This is a genomic window from Pseudomonas sp. A214 (genome assembly GCF_900156295.1).
Classification (GTDB): domain Bacteria; phylum Pseudomonadota; class Gammaproteobacteria; order Pseudomonadales; family Pseudomonadaceae; genus Aquipseudomonas; species Aquipseudomonas rhizophila.
This window is the reverse complement of the sequence record NZ_LT707062.1, coordinates 3,734,846-3,752,903: the sequence shown is the minus strand read 5'-3', so window position 1 is coordinate 3,752,903 and position 18,058 is coordinate 3,734,846. Positions and strand designations below refer to the sequence as shown.

The window sequence follows — 18,058 nt, the reverse complement described above, 5'->3', positions numbered from 1 at the left end:
CACCCCGCGCGAAACGATCATGAACGAGATGACCCTGGATGTCGGCCTCGCCGCCGAGTCCATTTCCCAACCGCGCACCCTGGTATTCCTGGCCTATCCGCAGATGGGCTTGCTGGACCTGACCGGCGCCCAAACAGTGTTCTGGGCCGCCACCAAGGCCATGACCGAACGCGGCCTGCCCGGCTACGCCATGCACACCGCCAGTCTGGCAGGCGGATTGATGCAAAGCGCCGAAGGCCTGGTCGTGGATACCCGTGCCCTGCGGGAGCTCGACGGGACGCTCATCGATACGCTGATTGTCCCCGGCGCACCGGACATTCGGCAGGCGATGATCGACTGTGTCGACCTGGTGCAATGGCTGCGCATTGCCTCGGTCCAGGCCAGGCGCACCGCATCGGTGTGCAGCGGCACTTTCCTCATGGCCCAGGCCGGCTTGCTGGACGGACGCCGGGCCGCCACCCATTGGGCCATGTGCGAGATGCTCAAGAGTGGTTTCCCGTCGGTTGAGGTGGATCTTGATGCGATCTTCATCCAGCAGGACAACGTCTGGACCTCGGCCGGTGTCAGCGCGGGCATCGACATGGCCCTGGCATTGGTCGAAGCCGATTGCGGTCGCGACGTGGCCCTGCAGGTGGCCCGTGAGCTGGTAGTGTTTCTCAAACGCCCCGGCGGTCAGGCGCAGTTCAGCCAACTGTTGCAATTGCAGATGCAGGAGAGCGCCGGCTTCGATGAACTGCACGTGTGGATTTGCGCACATCTGGACGACAACAACCTCACCGTCGAGCGACTGGCCCGCGAGGCCAGGATGAGCCCGCGCAATTTTGCCCGGGTCTACAAACGCCAGACCGGCCGCACCCCGGCCAAAGCCATCGAGATGTTCCGCCTTGAGGCGGCGCGGCGAATGCTGGAAGACTCTCAGCGCAACATCGACCAGATCGCCCGCGCCTGCGGTTTCGGTGACGAGGAACGAATGCGTCACACATTTCAGCGTCACCTGTCGATTTCCCCCCGCGAGTATCGCAGCCGGTTTTCCCGTTAAGCGCGAAACTTGCGCTACTGGCCTGTCAGGCCACTTTCCAGGATCGCGCCTGCGAGTCGCCCTGCTCAGCCAGGAGTGCGCTGCAACGGGAGCGCAGCCAACGCTCCCCCGGATCATTGTGCGAAGCACCGCGCCAGACCATGGAAAGCTCGTGCTGGGGCAAACAGATCGGGGCCGCTTGAGCCCGCATGCCAGCCAGCACGGCCATCGCCAGGGCAACGTAATCCGGCACGATAGCAATCATGTCGCTCCCGGCCAACAGCACGGGCAAGGCGCTGAACTGCGGCACGGTCAACACCACCCGGCGCTGTCGGCCCATCAGGCATAACGCCCGGTCCGAATCATCGATGACATTGCCCATGGACGACACGACGGCATGGGGCCGACGGCAGAATTCATCCAGGGTCAGTTCGCCGGGCTGCGAATCGGCGCGCAGCAGCATCGGTCGAATCGGCCGCAGCGTCTTGCGCCGGGCATTGGCCGGCAGCTCCAGGGTCGGGCTGATGCCCAGGGATATCTCGCCGCTGGTCAACAGCTGGGACACCTGCCATTGATCGGCCCGGCGCACCACCAAGGTGGTGCCCGGTGCCTCGACCCGCAGGCGCCGCAACAACTCCGGCAGCAGTGCGTACTCGACGTCATCGCAAAGGCCGATATGGAAGGTCGCCTCGCTGGTGGCTGGCTCGAACGCCTGGCAGCGGCTCAAGGCTGCGGCGATGCTGTCCAGCGCCGGTGATAGATTGGAGAAGATTTCCCGCGCCCGGGAGGTCGGTTCCATCAACCGCCCCGAACGGATGAACAAGGGATCATCGAACATCAACCGCAGGCGTGCCAGGGCACTGCTGATCGTTGGCTGGCCGAGGAACAGCTTTTCGCTGACGCGGGTCACGTTTCGCTCGTGCATCATGGTTTCGAAGACCACCAGCAAATTGATGTCAGCACGACGCAGGTCATTTCTGTTCATCATCGTCGTCGCCCCAGGCGCCAGGCCATTGAGTCAGGAGTGGACAAGATCATCGCCTGCGTCCTCCATCAAGGCCTACGGCGACGAGGTGTTGAAAGCGTAATCCCCGAGGCAAGCCAGTGTCTGTTGTACGTGGGGACACTCCACCCACCCTTTGGGCGGCTTCATCGATACTTCGGTATATACCAAGCCCTGTGGCGAACACTGCCTTTGTGGCGAGGGGATTTATCCCCGTTGGGCTGCGCAGCAGCCCTAAAGCAGTGAACTCAATCTTCCTGGCACACCGAGTTGCCTGGTTTGGGGGCCCCTGCGCAGCCCAGCGGGGATAAATCTCCTCGCCACAAATAAAGTATTGGCACGGCCTGGCGGAATTTCAGGGTTTTATGTCCTACCTCAGCCCAAGCGGCGCTTCTAAGATACGAACCGATGCTCTGTCCCCCGACATCCCAGAGCGAGACCACGTAAAAACAAAAGGTCTGCCAGCGTGCCCCTACCCTCCGCGATGCTCAAGAACGTCTATGACAGCCTGCGATACGCCCCATGCCAGAAGGGGCCGCGACTGTCGATGGGAATCAGTACCCATCCGCTGGTCAACGCCCTCGGCTGGCTGGTAGGCCTGGTGGTGGCTTGCGGGATTGTCATCATCAACTCCGAGACCCATTCCGACCTGGCGCCGACCCTGCTGTACATCACCTTGTTATTGATGGCGGCCAACCTGTTCTCCATCAATCTGGTGATCACCGTCGCGCTGATGTGCATGGGCTTGCTCACCGCGATGTTCTTGTACAACGGCGGCTATCACCGCTGGGAATCGACCACCGGTTTCTTTCGCTGCCTGACCGCATTGTCCGCCATTGCGTTCCTGGCGCTGCGCAGCAAGCAGGCTTCCGACAGCCTGCGGCACAACGAGGCTTATCTGATCGGCGCCCAGCGCCTGAGCCAGACCGGCAGCGTGGGCTTTCGCGGCGATCGCCAAGCGTTGACCTGGTCGCAGGAGTCGGCACGGATTTTCGAGTACTCGCCCAGCAAGACACCGACGGTGTCGATGATGCTGGCGCGCACTCACCCTGAAGACCTGGAGTTGGCACGCGGGGTTTTCCAACAGGCCGCCGCTGGTGAACCGCAGATCGAGGTCAAGCTGCGCCTGCTGATGCCTGATGGGCGCATCAAGCACATCCACATGATCGCCAGCCCCCTGCTCGTCCAGCATGGCCGTTTCCAGTACTTGGGCGCGCTCATGGACGTCACTGCCAGCAAGCAGGCCGAAGACGCATTGTTCCGCGCCCAGAGCCAATTGGCCCACGTCACGCGCTTGACCTCCCTGGGGGAAATGGCCGCGTCCATCGCCCACGAGGTCAATCAGCCACTGACGGCCATCACCAGCAGTGGCGAGGCCTGCCGCCGCTGGCTCAAACGTCCGGAGCCCGATCTCGGGGAAGCCCTGGATTGCCTCGACCGAATCGTCGCCAACGGCTGTCGCGCCAGCGAGGTCATCAGCGGTATCAGAGCGCTGTCGCGCAAATGCGACCCGGTGCGCCAGCCCGAGCCGCTGGACGACATCGTCCGCGAGACCCTGAACCTGGTCCAGCAGCAACTGGCTCATCATAAAGTCCGGGCGAAGGTGGAGCTGGCAGCGACCGACAGCCAGGTCAGCGCAGACCGGGTGCAACTGCAGCAAGTGATCATCAACCTGATCATCAATGCCTGTCACGCCATGGACGCAGTCAAGGTACACGAACGAACCCTGCACATACGCACCTGGATGGAGGATAACGAAGTGCTGCTGGAGGTGACTGACCACGGAACCGGCATTGCCCCCGAGGTCCTGCCGTCCTTGTTCAATGCGTTTTTTACCACCAAGGAAAACGGTCTGGGCATGGGCCTTTCCATCTGCCGGTCCATCATCGACTTCCATGACGGCAGGATCTGGGCGACCAGCGAGGCCGGCCAAGGCACCTCATTCAGGTTCGCGCTGCCGCGGCTCACTTGCACCGCTGTGTCGGGGAGCGGGCAATGAACGCCATGCAGCCCACGAAACCGGTCCTCGGCAACGAGCCCATCGTTTATATCGTTGACGACGACGCACCGCTGCGCGAAGCCCTCGGCAGCCTCCTGCGCTCCATCGGCCTGCAGGTGCATCTGTTCGATTCGGTCGCACAGTTCATGAACCATTCCAGGCCCGACCTGCCCAGTTGCCTGGTTCTGGATGTACGGCTGCAAGGCACCAGCGGCCTGGAGTGCCAACGGGCGCTGGTCGCGGCCAACGTCCATCTGCCCATCGTGTTCATGACCGGCCACGGTGACATCGCCATGACCGTGCGGGCGATGAAGGCCGGTGCCGTGGATTTCCTCGCCAAGCCGTTTCGCGAACAAGACCTGATCGACGCCGTGACCGCCGCCCATCAACAGGACTGCCGGCGGCGCGACGCCGAACGCAGCCATCAGCAAGTGCTTGACCGTTACACCACATTGACCCCGCGCGAGCAACAGGTCATGGCGCTGGCGGCGTCAGGCCTGATGAACAAGCAGATCGCCGGGGAACTGGGCTTGAGCGAAATCACGGTCAAGATTCACCGCGGCCAAGCCATGCGCAAAATGTGCGCAGGCTCGTTTGCCGATCTGGTCCGCATGGCCCAGGTGCTGGAATGGCGCGGCGAGCAGTAGAAAGTTCATACACACGTATACTTGGCGGGACTATTGGACGGCGTATCTTGCAGTGATACAGGCGCCTTTATGGCTACCTGATATCACCCCAGGTATCGACATGTCCAATACCGCAACTATTTCAATTGTTGATGATGACGAGTCAGTTCGAATTGCACTGGATGGCTTGTTACGTTCCCACGGATATCGGGTTACAACATACGCGGGCGCCTTGGACTTTTTATCTTCTTGTGAACTTGAAAACACAGCGTGCCTGATATCGGATATTCAAATGCCTGGCATGACCGGTATTCAGATGTACGATCGACTGTCGACCCTGGGCATTCATATCCCGATCATTTTCATTAGCGGATACCCTGGCGTGCCACCCCGTGTCAGCGCCGGGGCGCCCGAGCCGGTGGCGTTTTTCCCGAAGCCCTTCGACTGCGCTCAATTGATCGCCTGCATCGAATCGATAGTTGGCCGGCCTTCCTGATGCCGCGCCATCGTCGCGACCTCATACCTTTGTATAGATCCCCCCTACCCAGGCATAGGCCGGATGACCTTATGTAGAAGTGTTAAACACAGGCCCTGCCAATAAGCTTCCCTACAGCGAACTGAAATTGAATGTGCTCGATGGCAACTCATTGCAGCCAGGCGCTTTTGGAGTAGTTCGCGACACGGTCACGCTGAAACAGTTAAACAATTCAACGTATCGATTTTGTCTTCGGGAGCTCATCATGAAACAACATATTCTGGTTGTTGGCGCAGGTTTCGGCGGGGTCTGGAGTGCATTGAGCGCCGCCCGGCTGCTGGACCAACACGATCGTAATGACGTGCAGATCAGCGTCCTGGCCCCCCAGGCTGAGCTGCGCATCCGTCCTCGTTTCTATGAGCCGGACGTCCACACCATGGCCGCCCCGCTGGGTGGCCTGTTCGACGCGGTGGGCGTGAAATTCGTACAAGGTTCGGCGAGCCGTATCGATGTCGACAACAAACAGGTTGGCTACGTGGATGTGTTCGGCACCGAGGGCAGCCTGGGCTACGACCGCCTGGTGCTCGCGGCGGGCAGCCAACTGGTCCGCCCAGACCTTGAAGGCATGATCGAGCATGCCTTCGACGTTGATGAAATCGAACAGGCAACCCGCCTCGAAGCCCATATCAAGTCCCTGAAAAATCTTCCGGACAGCCCGGCCCGCAACACCGTGGTGGTGGCCGGCGGAGGCTTTACCGGGATCGAAACCGCCACCGAAATGCCGGCACGCCTGCGCGCGGTCCTGGGTGAAGACGCTAACATCCGGGTCATCGTGGTGGATCGCGGGTCGCAGATCGGCGCAGCGTTGGGCGACGGCATTCGTCCGTCCATTGTCCAAGCGTCCGAGCATCTGGGTATCGAGTGGATCGTCAACGACTCGGTCGAATCGGTGGATGCCGGTGGCGTCACCCTGTCGAGCGGCCAGCGTATCGAGTCCCATACTGTGATCTGGACCGTGGGGTTCCGCGCCAGTCCGTTGACCCAACAGATACCCGGCACTCGCGATCGCCAGGGTCGCCTGCACGTCGATGCCAACCTGAAAGTCCTGGGCCAGAACGACATATTTGCCACCGGCGACGTGGCCTATGCCGCCACCGACACCCTGGGTAACTACGCGGCCATGTCCTGCCAGCACGCCATCGCCCTGGGCCGCTATGCCGGCAACAACGTCGCGGCCGACTTGTTGGGCGTCGCGCCGATGGCCTACAGCCAACCCAAGTACGTGACCTGTCTGGACCTGGGTGCCTGGGGCGCGGTGTATACCGAGGGTTGGGATCGCCAGCTCAAGTTGGTCGGGCAGGAAGCCAAGGAGCTCAAGACCCAGATCAACACCGTGTGGATCTATCCGCCCGCGGCTGATCGCGCGACCGCACTGGCCGCCGCCGACCCGTTGATCCCGGTGGCCTGAGTCCGTTTCCGACCCCGGCCAGTCCCTCCTTTCTGCGCCGGTCTTTCCCAGACGCCTGCCGATGATGCTTGGGCAGGCGTTTTTTTTCAGGCGCTCGTCCCCAAGCCAGTCTGAATATCGTCACTGCCCAGTAAAATCCGTCGCAATGCCCGCCCACTGCCCTCTGTGCACAAGGTAAGGTAGGCAAAAATCATCCGGATCGAGGTGTGCCGTGGCGTCCTATTCCTTGCGTCAGCTGAAGTACTTCGTCACCACCGTCGAATGTGGCAGCGTCGCCGAAGCCTCCCGCAAGCTGTACATCGCCCAGCCCTCGATTGCGACCGCCGTCAAAGGGCTGGAAGACAGTTTCGGCGTGCAGTTGCTCATCCGTCACCACGCCCAGGGTGTGTCGCTAACCCCCAGCGGCGCTCGCTTCTATCGCAAAGCCCAGGAACTGCTGCGCATGGCGCGAGAGTTCGAGCAGAACGCACTGGCCGACAACGACGTGGTCAGCGGTCAGATCGACATTGGCTGTTTCGAGACTGTCGCGCCCCTGTACTTGCCACGATTGATCGCCGGTTTTCGCCAGCGTTATCCAGGCGTGGAGATCCGTCTACAGGACGGCGAGCAACAGGAACTGGTGCAAGGTTTGACGGGGGGGCGTTTTGATCTGGCGATTTTTTATGAGCACGACCTCGACGGCACCATCGAGACCGAGGCGCTGATGGCGCCTCAACAACCATACGCGCTGCTGCCGGCGGAGCACCGCTTTGCCAGCCAGGCTCAGGTGTCCCTGCGCGATCTGGCGCTGGAGCCGATGATTCTGTTGGACGTGCAACCCAGCCGGACCTATTTCGTGAGCATATTCGAGGAGTTGGGCCTGACACCGAACATTGTATTCAGCTCACCCTCGATCGAAATGGTGCGCGGCATGGTCGGGCAATCGTTCGGCTTTGCGCTGCTGGTAACCCGGCCACATTCCACCTGCACCTACGATGGGCAGCAAGTGGTGTGCGTCAACATCGCCGAGGACGTCACCGGTTCGGCCCTGGTGGCAGGATGGCTCAAGCGCGCGCACCTGACCAAACCTGCGCAGTTGTTCGTGGATTACTGCAAAGAGCAGTTCAAACAATGGCTGGCCTGAGCCAGCCATTGATATGGAACGTTGTGACTAGCGAGCGGCCCAGGCGTTGAAGCGCTGCTCCAGTTCCTCACCATGGTCAACCCAGAACTCGGCATCCACGGCCCGGGCTTCGGCCAGGTTGGCCTCGGCGGTAGGCAACTGCTCCTGGACCGCTCCAGGCAACAACGCCAGCGCCTTGCGATGCACCGGCCCATAAGGGATGTTTTCCGAGAACACCTTCTGCGCCTGCGGCTGGCTGGCAAAGGCAATGAATTGCTCGGCCAGGACCTTGTTCGGCGTGCCCTTGACCACCGCCCAGTACTCCGGGTCATACAGGCTTTGCGGCCAGACGATACTCAGCTTCATGCCTTCCTTTTGCGCCGAAGCGATGCGACCGTTGTAGGCAGCGCTCATCGCCACGTCCCCCGCCACTAGCCACTGTGCCGGTTGCGCACCGGCCTCCCACCACTGGATGTTCGGCTTGATCTGATCCAGCTTGGCGAACGCCCGCGACACGCCTTCGGGGGTGTTGAGCACCTTGTACAACTCCTGCGCCTCGACCCCGTCGGCCAGCAAGGCAATTTCCAGGGTGTACTTGGCCCCCTTGCGCAACCCGCGCTTGCCCGGGTATTCGGTGACGTTCCAGAAATCCGCCCAGGACTTGGGGGCCTTGGCCAACTTGCTCTGGTCATAGGCCAGGACCATCGACCAGACATACGTGGCCACGCCACATTCAGTGAGTGTTCCCGGCACAAAATTCGCCGGATCACCCAAGGCGCTCAAATCGAGCCCTTCGAACAGGCCCTCCTCACAACCGCGCAACAGCTCGGGGCTTTCGACTTCGACCACATCCCAACTGGTGTGGCCGGCCGCGACCATGGCCTTGATCTTCGATAACTCGCCATTGTATTCGCCGGCGACAATGCTTCCTGCACCGCTGGCGTTGAAGGGTTGGAAGTAGGCCTTGTCCTGGGCCTGCTTGGTGGCGCCACCAAAGGAGATCACGGTGAGGCTCTGTGGCGCGGCCAGGACGCTGCTACTCAGCAGCACCAGGGCACACGCGATATTGCAACGCAAGGATCTGGACATGAAGCGGTTCCTCGAAAGGCCGGCTCGCCCGCACGAGCCGGCGACGGGACTCAGAGGCGACCGTAAGCGCGGGCGGTGCGATCTACAGCAATACGGGTCTTGTCGACCAGTTCGTTGATGTCGGCATGGCTGGCTACCAGCGCCGGGGCCATGATCATCCGGCCCAGAGTGCCGGCCTCACGAGGCAGGCCGTCAATCAGGGCGTTATCCTTCAGGCGCAGTTGCGCGGCCCGGGTTTTCCAAACATTGAAATCGTTCACCGCAAATTCCTTGTCTCAGAAGTCGTTGGGTTCGCTGAGATGGCTCGCCAGGCGATCCATCAATCGGTCGCAGGCCGCCATCTGTTCAACGCTCACGTATTCATCGGCTTTGTGCCCCTGATCCATGCTGCCGGGGCCGCAGACCACCGCCGGGATTCCGGCCTGATCAAACAGGCCGCCTTCGGTGCCGAATGCCACGGTGCTGAAGGCATCACTGCCGCACAGCTCGGCCACCAGACGCGCAGCGGCGCTGTCAGGTCGGGTTGCCAGGCCCGGGTAGGCGGACAGTGGTTCAAACCGGATCGCGGTGTCGCCCTGCACGGCCCGCATCGCCGGCAGCAACGCCTGCTCGGCGTAATCGCGCAATTGCTCGACGACGACTTCTGGGGCGAAATCCGGCAAGGCGCGCACTTCGAAATCGAAGCGGCAATCGGCCGGGACGATGTTCAACGCGGTACCGCCCTGGATCACGCCCACCTGCACCGTGGAGTACGCCGGATCGAAGCGCGCATCGTGCTGTGAAGGTTCGGCCAGATTCGCGCCGATCTCCCCCAACCGACCGATCAGGCGCACTGCCTGCTCGATGGCGTTCACCCCGTAGGGCGCATAGGCCGAATGACAGGCCGCCCCTTTGACATGGCAACGCATCGCCAACTTGCCCTTGTGGCCCAACACCGGCTGGAGTTGGGTGGGCTCGCCGATCAGGCACAACGCAGGCTGGGGAATGCGTTGCGCCAGCACTTGCAGCAGACTGCGCACGCCCAGGCAACCGACCTCTTCGTCATAGGAGAACGCCAGATGCACGGGCCGGCGAAGCGGGCTGGCGAGGAACATCGGCACCGCCGCCAGCACTGAAGCCAAATAACCTTTCATGTCGGCGGTGCCCCGGCCGTACAGCTTGCCGCCGACCTCGCTCAGGCAAAACGGATCGACCGTCCAGTGCTGTCCGTCCACCGGCACTACATCGGTATGACCGGACAGCACGACCCCACCGGGCACCGCTGGGCCGATGCTCGCCAGCAGGTTGGCCTTGGTCCGCTCGGGGTTGTAGATCAGTTCGCAACTCACGCCCAGATCGTGGAGGTAGCCACGCACGAACTCGATCAGCGCCAGGTTCGACTCGCGACTGACCGTGGCAAAGCCCACGAGGCTGGCGAGCAGTGCGCGGCTGCGCAGCTCACTCATCACCCGGCACTCCGTAGCTGGGGGCCAGGGTCGGATCGAGGGCGCGGGTCAGGTAGTCCTGCAGTTGCGGTTGATAGGCCAGCCACAGTTTTTCCAGCTCACCAATGGGGTTTTCCTCGGCCCAGTCGACACGCAAATCGACGATCGGCCAGGTGAGTTCATCCACCACCGACAGCGCCGCAGAATGCACCGCTCCGGCTTCACCACCTGCGCTCTGCCCGGCCTGCAACGCACTCAGCAGGCGCGCGGCAAGGCAACCTTCGCTGTGTTCGAATGCGGCAACCATGGCGTCGATCACGTCCACACTGGCCAGCAGATTGCCGGCCGCCACGCATTGCTCACCGGCCAGCGCGCGATGGGTGCCCAAGGCGTGGCTGCCGCTGAAAATCGCCGTGCCCCCGTGGGCATCCACCACCGCCACCTGGCGGTACTGGCTGTAGCCATTGCGCGCCAGGGCGCGGTCGACAGCCTCTTGGGCGGCCAGGCCGCCGGCCAGTTCGTCGAGGATCTGCGGACCCAGGGCCGGCAGCGTGATGTTCTGGCTCGACACCGCGCCGACACCAGCCCGCAACCAGGGGCAACGGGCGCCGACGGCAATGCTCGAGGAACTGATGGCGATGCCCAACTGGCCCGTCTCGACGCAGCGCCCGACAATGGAAAAAGTCATGCTCCACTCTCCTTATTCGGGGATCACTGCGATCACGTCGATTTCCATCAGCCATTGCGGCTGGCCGAGGGCGCTGACCACCAGCCCGGTGGAAATCGGGAACACCCCTTTGAGCCATTTGCCCACCTCCTGGTACACCGGCTCGCGATAGCGCGGGTCGATCAGGTAAGTGGTGGTCTTGACGATGTGGCTCAGGTCGCTGCCGGCCTCTTCCAGCAATTGCTTGACGTTGCGCATGGCCTGTTCAGCCTGGGCACGCGGATCGCCCAGACCTACCAACTGGCCGTTGAAATCAGTGCCAACCTGACCGCGCACGTAGACGGTATTGCCGGCGCGCACGGCCTGGCACAAGTCGTTGTCCAGCGTCTGGTTGGGATAGGTGTCTTTGGTGTTGAACATGCGGATGCGAGTGTGGGTAGGCATCAACGGACTCCCATGAGGCTGGTTTTCGAACTGTTCGAATCGCTATCGAGCGCCGGGGCTTGAACGTCGTCGTTCTGGCGCTGCGAAGCGTCTCGATAGTTGAGATAGGTATGCTGTTTCACGATGTGGTCAGCGATATGCCGGGCGTCGTGCCACACGCCCCAGATGAACGCCGACCCGCGCCGTGACAGCCAGGGCAGGCCGACGAAATACACACCCGGTTCGCTGGAAACACCCCGCTGGTGCCGTGGCTTGCCGTTAGCGTCCAGCGCGTCGACCTTCAGCCAGCTGTAATCCACCGAGTAGCCAGTGGCCCAGATCACGGTGGTCACCCCAGCGTCCACCAGATCCAGTTCCAGGATCGGATGGGTCAGGCAGTGCGGGTCAGGCAACAGCCGGCGGGCTTCTGGCTCCGGCGGCAGGTCCAGGCCGTTGCGGGCAATGTAGGCATCGGCGGCATCCAGCAGCGCCAGGTAGTTTTCATCGCCACGGGCAATGTTTTCGGCAAGGTTGGGTTCAAACGTCACGACACTACCGTTGAACGACTTCGTCAGGCCCACCAGGGTGATGCCCTCATGGGCCAGCCTGCGAAAGTCCACTGTATAGCCGCCGCGGGCACCGCTCACGGCGATGGTCACATGCTCCCTGCCCGGCTGGACGGCCTCCGCATCCCACTCGCCGAGCACACCCAGCCACCAGCAGAAATCCCGGTTGCGATAGGCCCGAGGCGGGCGATCATGGGCGCCCACCGAGAGGTAGACCTGCTTGCCAGCGCGCTGTAACTCATCGGCGATCTGTACCCCCGACGAGCCCGCCCCGACCACCAGTACAGCGCCCTCGGCCAGCTGCCGGGGATTGCGGTATTGGGCGGAGTGCATCTGGGTGACTTGCGCCATATCCGCGGCGATAGGTGGAATCACCGGCCGTTGAAAGGGCCCGGTGGCGACCACCACGTGGATGGCCTCGATCGGGCCCTCGCTGGTTTCAATGCTGAAGCCTGGGCGGCCGACATTACGCTGTACCTCCCTGACTTCCACACCGGTGCGGATCGGTGCGTTGATTGTATTGGCATAGGTTTGGAAGTAATCGGCCACTTGATCCTTGGTGGCGAAGGCATCAGGGTCGAGCCCCTGGAATTGCAGCCCCGGAAAGCGGTCATGCCAGGCCGGGCCGTTAGCCACCAGCGAATCCCAACGCGCGGTGCGCCAGGCCTCGGCAATGCGGTTGCGCTCCACCACAAGATGAGGCACTCCCTGGCGGCTCAAATGTTCACTCATGGCCACGCCGGCCTGGCCGGCGCCTATAACAAGCGTATCTATCTGTAGGGTCTCAACGGGCATGTCTGTGCACTTCCGGCAGTGGGATGGTTCAGGCCGGCATGACGCCGCCTCGGGTTTGGATTTTTTGTAGTTCTGCGTTTGCGACGATCGACAAGAGGTGTCGAAGCGATTCTGTCGGCAGGCGGGAATTTGCGAAACGAGGGTTTTTATCGTTGCAGGCAAGGAAAAAACTGCTGTATCGCCTACGCCCTGGACGATGCGTCTTTGCGCCAGGCCTGCGAAGCGATTCGTGGTTTCTGCAACGCACTTGACTGACATTCAGCCGTTGCACTGAACCAGCCGAGCCCGATCATGACCAGGCTCGTTCAGCAGCAAAGTTATACAAATTTACAAATACCTATACAAAACACTTTAAAACGTACAATTCGTGCAGTAGGCTTCGAAAACTTGTACAGGAATAACTATCTGTACAATAATTCGGAGCCTGACATGTCTGCCTACCTCCAGCGTTTTGCCCGCGCCTTCGCCGAGCTGGACGCCAGTCACCTGGCCGAGCTCGATACCCTCTACAGCGCTGACATTAAGTTCCAGGACCCATTGCATCGGATCGAAGGCCTGCCTGCCCTGCGCAACTACTTCGCGCAGATGTATGCCAACGTCGATCAGGTGCGCTACGACTTTCATGGCTTTGATGAGGTCGGCCCCGGCGAGGGCTATCTACGCTGGACGCTGCATTACAGCCACCCACGTCTGGCCGGCGGCGCACTTATCTCCCTGCAAGGCTGCAGTTATTTGCGCTGGAACGAACGGGTCTACCTGCACCAGGACTTCTTCGACGCGGGTGCCCTGCTCTACGAGCACCTTCCACTGTTTGGCTCGGTGATCGGCTGGCTGAAGCGGAGGCTGGCATGAGTCGCATCTGGTTGACCGGCGCCAGTAGCGGTATCGGTGCAGCATTGGCCTCGCAGCTTCTTGAGCAAGGACACCGTCTGGCGCTGAGTGCGCGACAGGTCGCCCCCCTTCAAGCGTTAGCGACTCGCTATGAGGATCAGGTCCTGGTGCTGCCGGGAGACCTGACCGATCCAGCGCAAGTGGCCGATATCTGCCGGACCATCGACGCTCGATGGGGGGCGCTGGACCTGGTGATTCTCAATGCCGGAACCTGCGAATACCTGGAGCCTGGGCACTTCGACACGCGACTGGTCGAACGGGTATTGACCACCAACCTGCTGGGCACCAGCCACTGCCTGGAAGCCGCCCTGCCCTTGCTGCGCAGAGGCCAACGCCCGCATTTGGTGGGGGTGTGCAGCGCAGTGACCTGGCTGGCTTTGCCGCGTGCCGGCGCGTATGGCGCGTCCAAGGCGGCGCTGCGCTATTTGTTTGAGTCGTTGCGCATCGATCTGGCCGCCGAGGGTATCGATGTCACCTTGGTAAGCCCCGGTTTCGTCGACACCCCGCTGACCCGCCGCAATGACTTTCCGATGCCCATGCGCTGGTCGGCCCAGCGCGCAGCGCGGCATATCACCCAGCGCCTGCCCGCGCGACCGCTGGACATCGCTTTTCCATGGTTTTTCACCTTCGTCCTGCGTTCGCTCGGACGCTTGCCCGCCCGTTGGCGCCTGGCCCTTGGCCGGTGTCTGGCACGCTCTTCCCAGGAGTCTTGAAACATGCGCATCGCAATCATCGGCAGCGGCATATCGGGGCTGACATGCGCGTACCTGCTGGCTCGCCAGCACCAGATCACCCTGTTCGAAGCCGACGAGCGGATCGGCGGCCACACCCACACCGTGGACGTGGAATGGCAAGGCCAGCGTTATGGGGTGGACACCGGTTTCATTGTCTACAACGACTGGACCTATCCGAACTTCATCCGCTTGCTGGACCAGTTGGGCGTGACTTCCCGTGCCACTGAAATGAGCTTTTCGGTGCATGACCCGGCCACTGGCCAAGAGTACAAGGGGCATACCCTGCGCAGCCTTTTCGCCCGACGACGCAACCTGCTGTCGCCGAGCTTCTGGGGCATGTTGCAGGACATCCTCAGATTCAACCGGCAGGCCACGGCCGACTTGAAGGCGCAGCGCATCGACAGCACCACCCGGCTGGGCGATTACCTGCATGTCCACAATTATGGACAACGGTTCATCGACCACTACATCGTGCCCATGGGCTCGGCGATCTGGTCGATGTCGCCTGCCGGAATGCTGGAGTTTCCGCTGCAGTTCTTCGTGCGCTTCTGCCATAACCACGGCCTGCTATCGGTCAACCGACGCCCACAATGGCGAGTGATCGAGGGCGGCTCGCGGGGTTATATCGACCCGTTATGCGCGCACTTTCGCCAGCATATCCGGCTCAACTGCCCGGTGCAGCGCGTGAGCCGCGACGCGACAGGCGTGAACATACTCAGCGCGGCGGGACTTGAGCGTTTCGACAAAGTGGTGTTTGCCTGCCACAGCGACCAGGCCCTGGCGCTGCTTGAAACGCCAAGCAAAGCGGAGCGTGAGGTGCTCAGTGCCCTGGCCTACGCCAGCAACGAAGTACTGCTGCATACCGACACCGGTGTCTTGCCGCAGCGCCGCCAGGCTTGGGCGAGTTGGAATTACCGACTGGGTGGTTCGGTGCGAGCGCCTGCTGCGCTGACCTACAACATGAACATCCTCCAGGGTCTGGACGCCCCGGTGACCTTCTGCGTGAGCCTCAATCAGAGTGACGTGGTGGATCCGGCCAAAGTCCTGGCTCGCTTCGAGTATGCGCATCCGCAATACAGCCTCGCCGGCGTCGCCGCCCAGGCTCGCCAGGGTGATCTGCAAGGGCGTCAGCACAGTTATTTCTGCGGCGCCTATTGGGCCAATGGTTTCCACGAAGACGGTGTGGTCAGTGGGCTGGATGTGGCCGGGCATTTTGGAGAATACCTTTGAATAGCAGCCTGTGCCGCGGCTGGATCGACCATCGCCGCTATTCACCCCGCGCCCATGGATTCCGATACCCCATCGGCATGCTTTATCTGGACCTCGCCGAACAAAGCCAGGTGCTGGGCCTGTCCCGCCTGCTGCGAGGGTGGCCCTTGGCACCGCTGTGCTGGCGCGAGCGCGATTACCTGCCCGCTCGCACACGTCTGGGCGTCCCCTTGGTCGACGCGGTGCGCGAATTGCTTGCCCAGGCCCTGGGCACCGCGCCCCAAGGCGCAATCCAGCTGCTGACCCAACCGCGCAGTTGGGGGCTGTCCTTCAATCCGGTGAGTTTCTATTTCTGCCACGAAACCGATGGGCGTCTGGCGGCCATTCTCTGTGAGGTCCGCAACACCCCATGGCGCGAGCGCTATCACTATGTGTTGCCGGTAAGCCCCGGTGAACCCCATGCGTTCCGGGTGGCCAAGGCGTTCCATGTATCACCGTTCCTGCCTCGGGACATGGACTACCGCATGCGCTTTCTGATCGCGGACTCACATATCCGGGTGCATATGGAGAACTGGCGCGATGGCAGCAAGGTGTTCGAGGCCGACCTTGCGCTCAAGCGCCAACCTCTCGATGCCGCGGCTGTGCGTCGTCACTTCCTGGCCTTCCCGTGGATGAGCCTGCGCACCTTGAGCGCCATTTACTGGCAGGCCCTGCGCCTGCTCTTCAAACGCACGCCCCTGCACGACCATCAGGCCAGCCAAAACGGCCTGAGCGTCGGCGAAACCGCCCACAAGGACCCCGACCATGCCCGAACCCACCCTGAGCGTTACTAAGGCCGGCAGCTTTCGCCTGTTCAACGGCGGCGTCTTCAAGCAAGTCGCCCTCGGCCAATTACGACACCTGCGCCAAGGCCACTTGCGCCTGCTGCTCGATGGGGAATCGCTAAACTTCGGCGATCCGGCCAGTGCTCTGCAGGCCGAAGTCGAAATTCTTGACGACGCCGTCTGGGGCATGCTCGCCAGTAACGGTTCGATCGGCGCCGGTGAGGCCTATATCCAGGGGTACTGGCGCAGCAACGACCTGACGGCGGTGACCCGCGTGTTCGTCGCCAACCTGGACGTGCTCGATGCGATGGACAGTGGTCTGGCTCGCCTCGGCCGCCCGGTGCTGCGTTGGCTGCACTGGCTCAACCGTAACAGCCGGCGCGGCTCTCGGCGCAACATCATTGCCCATTACGACTTGGGCAATGACTTGTTCGAGCGTTTGCTCGATCCCACCATGATGTACTCGGCCGCCATGTTCGAAAGCCCCGAACAAAGCCTGGAAGAAGCCCAGCTCAACAAGCTCGAACGCATCTGTCGCAAGCTCGACCTGCGCCCCGGCGACCACCTACTGGAAATCGGCACCGGCTGGGGCAGCCTGGCGATTTATGCTGCCAGCCAATATGGCTGCAAGGTGACCACCACAACGTTGTCGCACGAGCAGTACGCCCATACCTGCCGGCGCGTCGAGGCACTGGGTCTGCAGCAGCGCATTGAGGTGCTGTGCAAGGACTATCGCGATCTGGAGGGGCGCTACGACAAGCTGGTCTCGATCGAAATGATCGAAGCTGTCGGTCATCGCTATTTACCCGAATACTTCCGACGCTGCTGCGCTCTGCTCAAGGATGACGGCCTGATGTTGCTGCAAGCCATCACCATTCGCGACCAGCGTTATGAGCAGGCACGCCGCTCGGTGGACTTCATCCAGCGGCATATTTTTCCCGGCGGCGCGCTGCCATCGTTGTCCGTTCTGCTAAACACCGCCAGCCGTCAAACACCGCTCAACCTGCTGCACCTGGAAGACTTCGGCGCGCACTACGCCCGCACGCTGAAGCACTGGCACGAGAACTTCCGGCAATCACGCCAAGCGCTGCTGGAGCTGGGTTACGACGAAACCTTCCAACGCCTGTGGGAGTTCTACCTGTGTTACTGCGAAGGCGGATTCCAGGAGCGTGCCATCGGCGTCGCGCAACTGCTCTTTGCCGCTCCCGGGGCGCGTCAGCTCTCTTTGCTGGAGCGGCGGGAGGCTTGATGAGTCGCGCGGGCCTGATCGTCAACGCACTCTGGGTCCAGTTGGGCTGGTGGGGTTGTGTACTGGGCGCACAGAATGCCTGGTGGCTCCTGGCTGTGGCGGCAGGATTGCTGGCTCACCTGAGCTTCTGTCCACAGCCCCGGGCCGAGTTGCGTGCAGTGATGCGCGTGGGGCTGTGCGGCATGGTGCTGGACTGGAGCCTGGGCGTGCTGGGTCTGTTCGGATTCGCTCAGACCGCCCTGCCCCTCTGGCTTGCGCTGCTCTGGCTGGTGTTTGCCACAAGCTTGCGGCACAGCCTGGCCTGGGCCGTACAGCCTGTTTGGCGCGGTGCGTTGGTGGGCATGGTCGGCGGTCCGCTAGCCTATTGCGCAGGCGCTCCACTGGCCGGCGTTGCGCTGCCGCTTGGCATCGTGGGAACCGCTCTGGTGCTAGCGCCCTTGTGGGCACTCTGGCTGCCGTTGGCGTTGCGCCTGGCTGATCCCCATTGAGGTCAGAA

General features: G+C 62.1%; 18 protein-coding genes and 1 pseudogene. 12 read left to right on the top strand and 7 right to left on the bottom strand.

The genetic code is table 11. The annotated features are described in order from the left end of the window. The first annotated feature begins 28 nt into the window (after window positions 1-28). Window positions 29-1,039 carry a GlxA family transcriptional regulator gene (locus BW979_RS16795; RefSeq protein ID WP_047229184.1) on the top strand — a complete coding sequence of 337 codons (1,011 nt, stop codon included), beginning with the start codon at window positions 29-31 and terminating at the stop codon, window positions 1,037-1,039. 25 nt (window positions 1,040-1,064) lie between these two features. Here the strand turns inward: BW979_RS16795 and BW979_RS16790 are convergent, their stop codons facing one another. Beyond that, a complete protein-coding gene (locus BW979_RS16790) occupies window positions 1,065-2,006 on the bottom strand; it encodes a LysR substrate-binding domain-containing protein (protein WP_076384563.1) in 942 nt (313 codons plus the stop codon). Between the two features lie 562 nt (window positions 2,007-2,568). Here BW979_RS16790 and BW979_RS16785 point away from each other — a divergent pair. The 5 genes from BW979_RS16785 to BW979_RS16765 all read left to right on the top strand — a co-directional run bounded on the left by BW979_RS16785 (window position 2,569) and on the right by BW979_RS16765 (window position 7,712). Continuing rightward, a complete protein-coding gene (locus BW979_RS16785; protein ID WP_047229185.1) occupies window positions 2,569-4,020 on the top strand; it encodes a sensor histidine kinase in 1,452 nt (483 codons plus the stop codon). Then, window positions 4,017-4,667 (top strand): response regulator transcription factor, encoded by a 651-nt coding sequence (locus BW979_RS16780; RefSeq protein WP_047229141.1) that lies wholly within the window; start codon window positions 4,017-4,019, stop codon window positions 4,665-4,667. Before BW979_RS16785 ends, BW979_RS16780 begins: the two co-directional genes overlap by 4 nt. Before the next feature lie 100 nt (window positions 4,668-4,767). Further along, window positions 4,768-5,142, top strand: coding sequence for a response regulator transcription factor (locus BW979_RS16775; protein ID WP_047229142.1), 375 nt, complete (start codon window positions 4,768-4,770; stop codon window positions 5,140-5,142). 244 nt (window positions 5,143-5,386) lie between these two features. Beyond that, complete coding sequence (locus BW979_RS16770; protein ID WP_076384561.1) at window positions 5,387-6,589, top strand: NAD(P)/FAD-dependent oxidoreductase; 1,203 nt, start codon at window positions 5,387-5,389, stop codon at window positions 6,587-6,589. A 211-nt stretch (window positions 6,590-6,800) separates the two neighbouring features. After that, window positions 6,801-7,712, top strand: a complete 912-nt coding sequence (locus BW979_RS16765) for a LysR substrate-binding domain-containing protein (protein WP_076384559.1) — start codon at window positions 6,801-6,803, stop codon at window positions 7,710-7,712. Between the two features lie 27 nt (window positions 7,713-7,739). On the opposite strand, the gene BW979_RS16760 is transcribed toward BW979_RS16765, so the two are convergent. From BW979_RS16760 to BW979_RS16735, 6 genes and pseudogenes are all read right to left on the bottom strand, one after another. Then, a complete protein-coding gene (locus tag BW979_RS16760) occupies window positions 7,740-8,780 on the bottom strand; it encodes an ABC transporter substrate-binding protein (protein WP_076384557.1) in 1,041 nt (346 codons plus the stop codon). Window positions 8,781-8,830: 50 nt separating this feature from the next. Further along, window positions 8,831-8,953: pseudogene (locus BW979_RS27815) on the bottom strand (hypothetical protein); the annotation flags it as partial. 102 nt (window positions 8,954-9,055) lie between these two features. Continuing rightward, window positions 9,056-10,225: an acetylornithine deacetylase gene (argE, locus tag BW979_RS16750; protein WP_076384553.1), complete on the bottom strand. Its 1,170-nt coding sequence runs from the start codon at window positions 10,223-10,225 to the stop codon at window positions 9,056-9,058. Next, complete coding sequence (locus BW979_RS16745) at window positions 10,218-10,892, bottom strand: DUF1028 domain-containing protein (RefSeq protein WP_076384551.1); 675 nt, start codon at window positions 10,890-10,892, stop codon at window positions 10,218-10,220. Before BW979_RS16745 ends, argE begins: the two co-directional genes overlap by 8 nt. A gap of 12 nt (window positions 10,893-10,904) precedes the next feature. After that, window positions 10,905-11,315 carry a RidA family protein gene (locus tag BW979_RS16740; RefSeq protein ID WP_003201555.1) on the bottom strand — a complete coding sequence of 137 codons (411 nt, stop codon included), beginning with the start codon at window positions 11,313-11,315 and terminating at the stop codon, window positions 10,905-10,907. After that, window positions 11,315-12,655, bottom strand: a complete 1,341-nt coding sequence (locus BW979_RS16735) for a flavin-containing monooxygenase (RefSeq protein WP_076384549.1) — start codon at window positions 12,653-12,655, stop codon at window positions 11,315-11,317. The genes BW979_RS16740 and BW979_RS16735 overlap by 1 nt, the downstream gene beginning before the upstream one ends. Window positions 12,656-13,084: 429 nt before the next feature. On the opposite strand from BW979_RS16735, the gene BW979_RS16730 reads away from it, so the two are divergent. The 6 genes from BW979_RS16730 to BW979_RS16705 are packed head-to-tail and all read left to right on the top strand — an operon-like array spanning window position 13,085 to window position 18,050. Continuing rightward, window positions 13,085-13,507 carry a nuclear transport factor 2 family protein gene (locus BW979_RS16730; protein WP_047229149.1) on the top strand — a complete coding sequence of 141 codons (423 nt, stop codon included), beginning with the start codon at window positions 13,085-13,087 and terminating at the stop codon, window positions 13,505-13,507. Further along, entirely contained in the window at window positions 13,504-14,259 is a 756-nt protein-coding gene (locus BW979_RS16725; RefSeq protein WP_076384547.1) for an SDR family NAD(P)-dependent oxidoreductase, read from the top strand. The genes BW979_RS16730 and BW979_RS16725 overlap by 4 nt, the downstream gene beginning before the upstream one ends. 3 nt (window positions 14,260-14,262) lie before the next feature. Continuing rightward, on the top strand, window positions 14,263-15,510 hold the full coding sequence (locus BW979_RS16720; RefSeq protein ID WP_076384545.1) for an NAD(P)/FAD-dependent oxidoreductase: 1,248 nt from the start codon (window positions 14,263-14,265) through the stop codon (window positions 15,508-15,510). Next, a complete protein-coding gene (locus BW979_RS16715) occupies window positions 15,507-16,322 on the top strand; it encodes a DUF1365 domain-containing protein (protein ID WP_047229186.1) in 816 nt (271 codons plus the stop codon). Before BW979_RS16720 ends, BW979_RS16715 begins: the two co-directional genes overlap by 4 nt. Then, the gene (locus tag BW979_RS16710; protein WP_047229152.1) at window positions 16,294-17,562 is read left to right on the top strand and encodes an SAM-dependent methyltransferase; all 1,269 of its coding nucleotides are present in this window, start codon (window positions 16,294-16,296) and stop codon (window positions 17,560-17,562) included. The genes BW979_RS16715 and BW979_RS16710 overlap by 29 nt, the downstream gene beginning before the upstream one ends. After that, window positions 17,562-18,050, top strand: coding sequence for a DUF2878 domain-containing protein (locus BW979_RS16705; protein ID WP_047229153.1), 489 nt, complete (start codon window positions 17,562-17,564; stop codon window positions 18,048-18,050). The genes BW979_RS16710 and BW979_RS16705 overlap by 1 nt, the downstream gene beginning before the upstream one ends. The last annotated feature ends 8 nt before the right edge of the window (window positions 18,051-18,058 follow it).